General features: G+C 39.0%; 10 protein-coding genes and 1 other RNA gene. 7 read left to right on the top strand and 4 right to left on the bottom strand.

Features of this window, described 5'->3' with window-relative positions; translation table 11 throughout:
* Window positions 1-3,194 (top strand): YadA-like family protein (locus tag ACH63V_RS14145; protein ID WP_396463849.1); only part of this gene is annotated, 3,194 nt, incomplete at its 5' end.
* A 58-nt stretch (window positions 3,195-3,252) separates the two neighbouring features.
* A complete protein-coding gene (locus tag ACH63V_RS14140; protein WP_263613195.1) occupies window positions 3,253-4,035 on the top strand; it encodes an OmpA family protein in 783 nt (260 codons plus the stop codon).
* Window positions 4,036-4,141: 106 nt separating this feature from the next.
* Here ACH63V_RS14140 and ACH63V_RS14135 read toward each other — a convergent pair whose 3' ends face one another.
* Entirely contained in the window at window positions 4,142-4,726 is a 585-nt protein-coding gene (locus ACH63V_RS14135) for a 5-formyltetrahydrofolate cyclo-ligase (protein WP_396463848.1), read from the bottom strand.
* Between the two features lie 238 nt (window positions 4,727-4,964).
* On the opposite strand from ACH63V_RS14135, the gene ACH63V_RS14130 reads away from it, so the two are divergent.
* From ACH63V_RS14130 to ACH63V_RS14120, 3 genes are all read left to right on the top strand, one after another.
* The gene (locus tag ACH63V_RS14130; RefSeq protein ID WP_396463847.1) at window positions 4,965-5,306 is read left to right on the top strand and encodes a hypothetical protein; all 342 of its coding nucleotides are present in this window, start codon (window positions 4,965-4,967) and stop codon (window positions 5,304-5,306) included.
* Window positions 5,307-5,413: 107 nt separating this feature from the next.
* Complete coding sequence (locus ACH63V_RS14125) at window positions 5,414-5,527, top strand: hypothetical protein (RefSeq protein WP_253861125.1); 114 nt, start codon at window positions 5,414-5,416, stop codon at window positions 5,525-5,527.
* A gap of 76 nt (window positions 5,528-5,603) precedes the next feature.
* The gene (locus ACH63V_RS14120; RefSeq protein ID WP_367592741.1) at window positions 5,604-5,924 is read left to right on the top strand and encodes a hypothetical protein; all 321 of its coding nucleotides are present in this window, start codon (window positions 5,604-5,606) and stop codon (window positions 5,922-5,924) included.
* 121 nt (window positions 5,925-6,045) lie between these two features.
* On the opposite strand, the gene ssrS is transcribed toward ACH63V_RS14120, so the two are convergent.
* From ssrS to ACH63V_RS14105, 3 genes are all read right to left on the bottom strand, one after another.
* Window positions 6,046-6,230, bottom strand: a non-coding RNA gene (ssrS, locus tag ACH63V_RS14115) — 6S RNA.
* 192 nt (window positions 6,231-6,422) lie between these two features.
* A complete protein-coding gene (locus tag ACH63V_RS14110; RefSeq protein ID WP_233930426.1) occupies window positions 6,423-6,707 on the bottom strand; it encodes a cell division protein ZapA in 285 nt (94 codons plus the stop codon).
* A complete protein-coding gene (locus ACH63V_RS14105; RefSeq protein ID WP_253860784.1) occupies window positions 6,704-7,264 on the bottom strand; it encodes a hypothetical protein in 561 nt (186 codons plus the stop codon). Before ACH63V_RS14105 ends, ACH63V_RS14110 begins: the two co-directional genes overlap by 4 nt.
* Window positions 7,265-7,328: 64 nt before the next feature.
* On the opposite strand from ACH63V_RS14105, the gene ACH63V_RS14100 reads away from it, so the two are divergent.
* Both ACH63V_RS14100 and pepP read left to right on the top strand, forming a co-directional pair.
* Window positions 7,329-7,961, top strand: a complete 633-nt coding sequence (locus tag ACH63V_RS14100) for a UPF0149 family protein (protein ID WP_396463846.1) — start codon at window positions 7,329-7,331, stop codon at window positions 7,959-7,961.
* A gap of 67 nt (window positions 7,962-8,028) precedes the next feature.
* Window positions 8,029-9,351, top strand: coding sequence for a Xaa-Pro aminopeptidase (gene pepP, locus ACH63V_RS14095; protein WP_151818743.1), 1,323 nt, complete (start codon window positions 8,029-8,031; stop codon window positions 9,349-9,351).
* Window positions 9,352-9,370 lie beyond the last annotated feature (19 nt).

Raw genomic sequence — 9,370 nt, 5'->3', positions numbered from 1 at the left:
CTGGTGATACGGTAGACATTGGTACGGTTGCAGGTGAAACGAACCTGAAAGTGACCAAGACCGGCAATACGATTCAGTATGGCTTAAACCGTGATCTGAATATTGACAGTGTAACGGCAGGGGACAGCAAGCTGGATACCAATGGTTTAACCATCACTGGTGGACCAAGTGTGACCAAGACTGGTATTGATGCTGCTGGGAACACCATCAGTAACGTAGCAGCAGGCACCAATGCCACCGATGCAGTAAACAAAGGCCAGCTTGATGCGTTAAGCACATCAAGCAACAACAAGACTGATGCCTTGGGCAACAGCACAGCCAATAATCTGGGTGGTGGTGCAAGCTATGACAGCACAACAGGTGCAGTAAGTTCACCGACCTATACTGTAAATGGCAACAACGTCAATAATGTGGGCGATGCGATCACTGCATTAGACAAAGGCTGGACACTACAAAGTAATGGTACCAATGCGGCTGCAGTAAAAGCTGGTGATACGGTAGACATTGGTACGGTTGCAGGTGAAATGAACCTGAAAGTGACCAAGACCGGCAATACGATTCAGTATGGCTTAAATCGTGATCTGAATATTGACAGTGTAACGGCAGGGGACAGCAAGCTGGATACCAATGGTTTAACCATCACTGGTGGACCAAGTGTGACCAAGACTGGTATTGATGCTGCAGGCAACACAATCAGTAACGTAGCAGCAGGCACCAATGCCACAGATGCAGTAAACAAAGGCCAGCTTGATGCGTTAAGCACGTCAAGCAACAACAAGACTGATGCCTTGGGTAACAGCACAGCCAATAATCTGGGTGGTGGTGCAAGTTATGACAGCACTACAGGTGCAGTAAGCTCACCGACCTATACTGTGAATGGCAACAACGTCAATAACGTGGGCGATGCGATCACGGCATTAGACAAAGGCTGGACTTTACAAAGCAATGGTACCAATGCAGCTGCAGTAAAAGCTGGTGATACTGTAGACATTGGTACGGTTGCAGGTGAAACGAACCTGAAAGTGACCAAGACCGGCAATACGATTCAGTATGGATTAAATCGTGATCTGAATATTGACAGTGTAACGGCAGGTGACAGCAAGCTGGATACCAATGGTTTAACCATCACTGGTGGACCAAGTGTGACCAAGACTGGTATTGATGCAGCAGGTAACACCATCAGTAACGTAGCAGCAGGCACCAATGCTACTGATGCAGTAAACAAAGGCCAGCTTGATGCATTAAGCACATCAAGCAACAACAAAACCGATGCCTTGGGCAACAGCACAGCCAACAATCTGGGTGGTGGTGCAAGTTATGACAGCACTACAGGTGCAGTAAGTTCACCGACCTATACTGTGAATGGCAACAACGTCAATAACGTGGGCGATGCGATCACTGCATTAGACAAAGGCTGGACACTACAAAGTAATGGTACCAATGCGGCTGCAGTAAAAGCTGGTGATACGGTTGATATTGGTACGGTTGCAGGTGAAACCAACCTGAAAGTGACCAAGACTGGCAATACAATTCAGTATGGACTGAATCGTGATCTGAATATTGACAGTGTAACGGCAGGGGACAGTAAGCTGGATACGAATGGTTTAACCATCACTGGTGGACCAAGTGTGACCAAGACTGGTATTGATGCTGCAGGCAACACAATCAGTAACGTAGCAGCAGGCACCAATGCCACCGATGCAGTAAACAAAGGCCAGCTTGATCATGTAGATAATCGTGTAACACAGGTTACAAATACAACTGCAAGTATCTTTGGTGGTGGTGCTAAAGCTAATACAGATGGTTCAATTTCTAACCCGACTTATAATGTTGCAGGTACAAGTACAAACAATGTTGGTGATGCTTTAACAGCACTTGATAAAGCAGTCACTGATGCAGGTACAGCAGCGAATGCAGGCTGGACAGTTTCAGCCAATGGTGATGCTGCTACTGCTAAAAAGATCAAACCAAATGGTAAAGTGAATTTTACGGGTGATGATAACTTAACTGTTGCTCAGACTAGTCAAACGGACAATGAAGGCAATATTAAAGTTGCGCTAAACAAAAACTTGAAAGTTGATAGTGTTACGACTGGTAATACCGTTATCGATACGACTGGCGTAAAAGTTGGTGATAACGTCCAGTTAGGATCAACAGGCTTAATCATTGCTGGCGGTCCGAGTATCACTACTTCTGGAATTAGTGCTGGTAATAAAACGATAAGTAATGTAGCCGAAGGTGTTTCTTCTACAGATGCGGTAAACAAAGGACAACTGGATAGCGCAATAAGTAGCATAAACAATAATGTTGGTGCTCTTGCTAATAGTGCTGTGCAGTACGATAAAAATAGTGATGGATTAGTTAACAAAGACTCTATTACTTTAGCTGGCGGTGCTAATGGTACAACCATTAAAAATGTAGCAAATGGTACTGTAGCAGAAGGTTCTAAAGATGCTGTTAATGGAGGTCAGTTGTGGAATGTTCAACAACAGGTCGACAAAAATACGGGCGATATTTCGAATCTTCAGACTGACATCAGCAATATTAACAATGGTAAATCAGGTTTAGTTCAGCAAGCTGATAAAGATGCAGCTATTACTGTTGGTAAAGATACTGGTGGCACTCAGGTTAACGTTTCTGGAACAGCAGGTGAGCGTACGGTGACTGGTGTTAAAGCGGGAGCAGTTACAGCGACTTCAAAAGATGCAGTAAATGGTTCTCAACTTAATACAACAAATCAGGCACTTGTAAACTACTTAGGTGGTGGAGCAGGTTATGACAATATTACCCAAAGCTTCTCAAATCCAACATATAACGTAGGTGATCAGTCTTACCACAATGTTGGTGATGCGATAGGTGCATTGAATCAAGCTGACCAAACATTAAATACCAAAATTGATAATGTAAGTAATAAGCTTGAACAAGCATTCTATGCAACAAACCAACGTATTGATGATGTTGAGAAAAGAGCGAATGCTGGTATTGCTGCTGCGATGGCTTTAGAAAATGCGCCATTTGTTGCGGGTAAATACACCTATGCTGTTGGGGCTGCTTATCATGGTGGTGAAAATGCTGTCGGTGTGACCTTACGTAAAACTGCTGATAATGGACGTTGGTCACTGACTGGTGGTGTAGCTGCAGCTTCTCAAGGTGATCCAAGTGTTCGTATTGGTATTAGTGGTGTAATTGACTAATTTCGCTAGGCGAGGAAGGCGCAAGGCCTTCCTCATTCTCCATTTCGAGAGTAAAAATATGAAAAATACAGTTAAAGCGTTATTTATTGCTGTTCTTTCCGGCCTGGCAATGGTTAGTTATGCACAAGAAGAAGCAGTATCTCAAAAAAATGTCACTTTTCCTAAAGTATCTGATAGCTATCTTAAGCAAGTTAAGCGTTATGAGTATGATGACGTTGCGCGCTTGGATTTAGGGCTAAATAAAGACCAAATTCGAGCTTTACTAGGTAATCCACAATTTAGTGAAGGATTATTTGCAGTAAAAGTCTGGAACTATGTATTAGATATACGTGTCCCAAATAGTAATCAATATCAACGTTGTCAGTTACGCATTGATTTTAATAAACAATATTTGGCTGAACGTTTATCTTGGAAAGGTGAGGCATGTGAAGGGTTGATGGCCTGGGGTGAAAATAACCAGCCTTCTACAAATAGTACTGCGGTTAATGGACGTACAGCGAGTGTTTTATTTGCTTTTGATCGATCTGATGCTATTTCAATACAGCAAGGTTTAAACAATATAGACAATGTTGTCGATCAAATTAAGCAAATCCCATCAACAACACCTATTATTGTTTCTGGATTCGCAGATCCATTAGGTAAGTTTAGTTATAACCAAGAGTTATCATCTAAACGAGCGAATACGGTTGCTAAACTACTTGTAAACCAAGGTGTAGATCCGAATCGTATTCAAATACATGCGAATAGCCAGACTGATTTATATCAGCAATGTTCAGGTGGTCACAATTCTCAACTTATTCAATGTTTAGCACCGAATAGACGTGTTAATATAAGTTGGTAACAGCCTGTCACGTAAGAGTAACCATCTATAAGGTGGTTACTTTTTCGTTTTAAGGGACTAAAAAGTAAAAAGATATATTTAAGGTTCTATAAATTTTCTATAAAAATCATCTTTTAAAATAATAAAAGTGCTGTGGCGTGAGCAAACCATCTAAGGGTTGATCCCAGCTTTGACGTACTAATGTGTGTTCAATAAATTGAAATTGATGAGCCAGCCCTAAACGGTAAGGTTTATGCTTAGCACTTGCCAATGTACGATCATAATAACCACCACCCATGCCAATACGTGTCCCGTAGTGATCACAGGCTAAAAGAGGCATAAGCAGTAAATCAAGCTGTGATACATGTTTTCCTCGCGTTGCCATAGGCTCTTTCATACCTAAGGGATGATGAGAAAAACGCCAGTTTAAATATTGGTTTTTATTGATCTTTACCCATACTAAACGTTGGTTCATTGAACAAATCATTGGTAAATAAACGTGCTTGTTCTTTTTAAAGCAGAGTTTGATAATAAGATCGGTATGAATTTCACCGAAAGCATGGAGATATAAGCCAATTTTTTTTGAAGAGTGAAAAATAGGAAGAGTATTCAGGAAATGTAATACGCTAAGCTCAGCCTGTTTTTGCTCAAATGGGGTTAAAGAACGTCTTTTAGATCTTAAATTTTTTCTAATAAAACTTAGTTCATTCATGGATAAATCTAACAAAGATTTGAGATCAGTCGTGCAAAATTATACCTATTTTTCTATAGTTTCACCGAAATTTAACTACTATAAAAAACAATCTAGTTTAATCGATAAAATAAAAATTACTTTCCTCTAGAAAAAGACATCCCCATAAGATTTTTTAGCTTTTTTACGTATTTACAGTATTTATTTACATTTAATCAGGATAAGTATATTTAAAGATGAATATGAAAATGTGAAGTCTATGAAGCTAAAAATTTTAACAGTGATCGTATGCACGGCTTTGCTGAGTGCATGCACGAAACAGGCAGAATCTGAAGCTCCTCAAGTTGACTATAATGCTCAATTTGAAGAGTCTGACCGAAAAATTGGTGAGTTTTTAGATCAATTGGATAACCCCAAAACACCTCAAGAAGTTAAGGTTAAAATTTTATGCCATGACTATCCTGATGTGTATAAAAAACAATATATGCCAGCATTAATAAAAATTTCACCAAAGCCGTATACTGAAGAAAAATTGCTGTCAGATTTGAAAAGTGCAACGGATTACTATAAAGGAACTTTAGGAATAAAATGTGATAATTAAAAATCTGTTGTTTATCACATAAAAAATAATAATTGTGAATTGATTGGCATTATTTAGTTGTGCTAAATTTATTCCTGCTAATTATTTAAATTTTCATTGGATTTGAAATGCAAATCTTAAAATTTTTGCAGAGTTTTAATACGGTTGGCACCTACTTAACGCTTGCTTCTATCTTGTTAGTGGTCATGATGGTTTACTTTTATGTCATCAATCCCACCTGAACATTTTGAAAGAAAAATCTTTTTCATTTATTCGTTTTATTAAATGGACATTTAATAATAAATATAGGCTAGGGATATGAAATTTAAAATATTATTGCTAAGTTTGATTGCCTCGGGTTGCTACGCTACTGAAAACACAAATGATCCGGATATTTGTAATGTCGTAAAAAAAGTTGCTTATAACGTGATGGAAGCACGACAACAAAAAGTGCCTTCACAAGATTTACAACAAATTGCTGATGGGCTTACAGATGAAAAGGCAAAGCAGCTTTATCAAGACTTAATTAACTCAGCTTATGCTGCCAAAGTATTTAAAACAAGTTTCTTTAAGCGTAAAGCCATCGAAGATTTTCAGACAGGGTGGTATCAAGAATGCTTAAATAGAAACGAAAAATAATATGCGTTTAATTTTTTAAGTTTAGCTAATTAATTATAAGAAATAAAAGGAATAGACTGACGGTTCTGTCTAGAGTGCTTAATTTAAATAAAAATTATATTTCTAATCATTTAATAAAAATCAATGCTCCGAAGATGCCGCTGCATGTGTCGTTACCCTGAACCCGACGAGTTCAAGGTGGACGCGACGTATACTTGCTGGGTTTCCTACTCGAAGGTAGGCATACACTCTAAATATACAGAACGCAATCCATAAGTTTAAGTATCGGCAGGGGAATAGACCCGCTGGCGAACATCCCAGAGATAGCTTAAGTATAACCGATCTTATTCAGTTGGCAATCGTCTGAGTTTATTGAACTGTAAAGTTAGTCTTCATTTGATGAAGCTTTGTACACTAAAAGTATATATAACAATCATGAGGTACATAAGAGACCCTCAATACAAAAATGCCTTGCACTATCAATGAATAGAGCAAGGCATTTTTATTATCTGAAGTTAATTAAACTGTTTGTTCAACATCTTCCAAAATAGCCTGTAATAGGCGTTCACAATGTGAATATTCTTGCAAAGATTTATTAAGGCTTAACACTTCTTGGGTAAGCTGTAGAGCAACCATAATGACAAGTTTATTATGCTCAACGCGAGGGGCACTACGGCGCATATCGTTGAATTTCTCATTAAGAAGTTCAGCTGCACGTTCAAGCTCATCTTTTTTATCTGATGTCGTTGCAAGCCTAAATGTTTGCTCAATCAGACGAAGCTCTACCATGACTTGTTCACTCATGATTGTGTCTCCTCACCAGCTTCAGCATTTGGGTGAGCAAGTTGCTGAATTTCTTGCGCATTTTGATCTTGAGCTGTACCTAAAATTGCTAAGCGTTGAATAATTGCTTCAACTTTTGCTTTGGCAAGTTCATTTTTTTGTAACAAACGGTCACGGTCTTGCTGCAAATCATGTAACTCTTGTTGAGTTTGACGTTGGTGTGACTGAAGTTTTTCTTTAGTGACGCGTAACTCATTACGCTCAGCCAAAATTTCTTGAAAACGATTTTTTAAATCAGTCGTACTTTTTTCTAGACGGCTGTAACGCTCTGCAAGTGTGTTAGCATCTTGATTCAATTGTTGAAATTGGCCTTGTAACTGAGTTAGTTGCTCAGTTAATGTCTCAATTTCCTCTTGTTTTTTAGTGATGATGCTATTTTTTTGCACAACTTGTGCGTGATGCTCTGTTTCAGCTAGTTGTTTAGCTTCCGAGAGAGCAGAATTTTCACTCTCTAGATGATGTAAGCGTGTTTTTAAAACGCCAATATGCGCTTGTAGCCGCTGTAATTGTTCTAACATAACGAGGTCGCACAGAATTGCAATCAAAGGTAATATATACGAAGTATAGAGATTGGATAAACGAATGCAAGACGATATTTCAGGCTGGACAGAATGGAACGCTCATTTTGAAGGAATTGAAGAAATTTCAAGCCCTAGTGAGTTACATGGTTTACTAACAGGTATTGTTTGTGTGACACAAGCACCAACGCGTGAAGAATGGACACAAATTTTAACAACACTTAATGTTCCTGATTTAAATGAAGAAGCTTTAGCGCTTTTAACTGATGAAACCGAAGATGTAGCACATGCATTGTCGGAAGATGAATTGGACTATTTACCAATGCTTCCAGATGATGAGCATACGCTTCAAGACCGTGTACAAGCATTATCAGACTGGTGTGCTGGCGTTGTACTTGGTTTTGGTTTGGCATCGGGTCATGTACGTGCTGATGAGCGCGAATTAATTGAACATCTACAAGATGTAGCAGCAGTAGAGTTTGAAGATTCTGATAATGACGAAGAAGGCGAAAGCAGTTACGAAGAATTGTATGAATTTGTACGTCTTATTCCAGTGAGCTTATCTATTGGTAGAAAGAAAGTAACAGTTGCTGAAAGTTCATTATTGAAAAACTTTTATGCAAAAAGTAAAACTTCTGCTGTAGGCACTGCAGATCAAAATATTGTAGAAATGTTTACACCACATCGCCCAAGTTAATTGAGGCGATGTGTTATTGGCTGTGTTTAATTTTTTGACTTTAAAATTCTAAATCAAGTAGATCATTATGAAATTGCCTCAAGCTGATTTTCAACATCGCAGAAATCGTCTAGCAGAAAAAATGGGTCCAAACAGCATTGCGATTATTGCAACGCGTGAGGAAATGTACCGTAATCGTGATGCGGATTATAAATTCCGTGCCGATAGTAGTTTTTTCTATTTGACTGGTTTTGCAGAGCCTGAGGCAGTTGCTGTCATAGAAACCTTTGATGATGTTACAGACTATAGCTATAGTCTATTTTGTCGTGAACGTAATCGTGAGATGGAAATCTGGAATGGTTACCGTGCTGGAATTGATGGCGCAATTGAAGAATATGAGGCAGATGAAGCCTATGCGATTGATCTGCTTGATGAAGAAATTATTGAAAAATTATTAAATAAAGAACGTCTTTATTATCGAATCGGACACAATGCTGCATTTGACGCCAGAGTAAGCGAATGGATTAAAAAAGCAAATGCAGAGCACCGTCATGAAGCTGCTCCAGCTCAGTTAGTTCAACTTGATCGCATTGTTGATGAAATGCGTTTAATCAAGTCACCGCAAGAAATTGAGCTAATGCAAATTGCTTCAACAATTAGTGCTAAGGCACATACTCGTGCAATGCAAACTGTTCGCCCCGGCATGATGGAATATGCACTTGAAGCCGAGCTTAATTATGTATTTGGGCAAAACGGCTGTGTGCCTTCTTACAACAGTATTGTTGGTGGCGGTGCCAATGCTTGTATTTTGCACTATGTTGAAAATAACCAGCCTCTTAAAGACGGTGATTTGGTTTTAATTGATGCTGCATGTGAATATGAGTTTTATGCATCGGACATTACTCGTACTTTCCCTGTAAACGGAAAATTTAGTCCAGAACAAAAAGCATTATATGAAGTGGTACTGGCATCTCAATATGCGGCGATTGATGCAGTACGTATTGGTAATGCATACCGTGAGCCTCATGAGGTTGCGGTCAAAATTTTAACTGAAGGCTTAGTTGATTTAGGTTTGCTCAAAGGTAATGTGAGCGAGCTTATTGAAAATGAAGCATATCGACAGTTTTATATGCATGGTACAGGCCACTGGTTAGGTATGGATGTACATGATGTCGGTTCTTATAAAAAAGATGACGAGTGGCGACAATATGAAGAGGGCATGGTCGTTACTGTTGAACCAGGTTTATATATTGCGCCAGACGATGAAACAGTAGATGAAAAATGGCGTGGTATTGGTATTCGTATTGAAGATGATGTGGTCGCAACGTCAAAAGGCCCACGAGTTTTAACTGCCGATGTAGTTAAAGATATTGCAGACATTGAACATTTAATGGCGCAAGCTAAAGCATAATTAAACGTATTCGCCAAAG

This window comes from Acinetobacter sp. ABJ-A23_2 (assembly GCF_044538765.1).
Lineage (GTDB): Bacteria > Pseudomonadota > Gammaproteobacteria > Pseudomonadales > Moraxellaceae > Acinetobacter > Acinetobacter nosocomialis_A.
This window is presented reverse-complemented; position numbering and strand designations above follow the sequence as displayed.

Coding starts and splice junctions, on each gene's coding strand:
- ACH63V_RS14140 (WP_263613195.1), top strand. CDS start 3,253: ATGAAAAATACAGTTAAAGCGTTATTTATTGCTGTTCTTTCCGGCCTG.
- ACH63V_RS14110 (WP_233930426.1), bottom strand. CDS start 6,707: ATGAGTGAACAAGTCATGGTAGAGCTTCGTCTGATTGAGCAAACATTT.
- ACH63V_RS14135 (WP_396463848.1), bottom strand. CDS start 4,726: ATGAATGAACTAAGTTTTATTAGAAAAAATTTAAGATCTAAAAGACGT.
- ACH63V_RS14125 (WP_253861125.1), top strand. CDS start 5,414: ATGCAAATCTTAAAATTTTTGCAGAGTTTTAATACGGTTGGCACCTAC.
- ACH63V_RS14120 (WP_367592741.1), top strand. CDS start 5,604: ATGAAATTTAAAATATTATTGCTAAGTTTGATTGCCTCGGGTTGCTAC.
- ACH63V_RS14130 (WP_396463847.1), top strand. CDS start 4,965: ATGAAGCTAAAAATTTTAACAGTGATCGTATGCACGGCTTTGCTGAGT.
- ACH63V_RS14100 (WP_396463846.1), top strand. CDS start 7,329: ATGCAAGACGATATTTCAGGCTGGACAGAATGGAACGCTCATTTTGAA.
- pepP (WP_151818743.1), top strand. CDS start 8,029: ATGAAATTGCCTCAAGCTGATTTTCAACATCGCAGAAATCGTCTAGCA.
- ACH63V_RS14105 (WP_253860784.1), bottom strand. CDS start 7,264: ATGTTAGAACAATTACAGCGGCTACAAGCGCATATTGGCGTTTTAAAA.